Genomic DNA, 348 nt, shown 5'->3' on the forward strand with positions numbered 1-348 from the left:
ATCGACGACGAACAGTCCCGGTTCGTGGAGGTCCTGGCCACCCTCGCGCTGCGCACGGGGCTGCGCGAACGCGCGACGGCCTCCCACACGACGGCCATGGGTTCCTACGGCGGCGCGTACAGCTTCAAACTCCAACGGCTGCTGTCCCGCGCCGGGATCAACCTCGTCTCCAACCCGTTCGCGAACCTCAACCTCCAGGGCCGCTTCGACGCCTATCCCAAGCGGCGCGGCCTCACCCAGGTCAAGGAGATGCTGGCGGCCGGGGTGAACGTGGCCTTCGGCCACGACGACGTGATGGACCCCTGGAACGCGCTGGGCACCGGCAACCCGCTCCAGACCGCGCTCGTC

At 69.3% G+C, this 348-nt stretch carries 1 protein-coding gene; it reads left to right on the forward strand.

Features of this window, described 5'->3' with window-relative positions:
• On the forward strand, positions 1-348 hold a 348-nt coding region (locus tag E0702_RS15965; protein ID WP_165927567.1), incomplete at both ends, for an amidohydrolase family protein.

Origin of the sequence: Halomonas marinisediminis (assembly GCF_004347715.1) — a bacterium.
In the GTDB taxonomy this organism is placed as follows: domain Bacteria; phylum Pseudomonadota; class Gammaproteobacteria; order Pseudomonadales; family Halomonadaceae; genus Halomonas; species Halomonas icarae.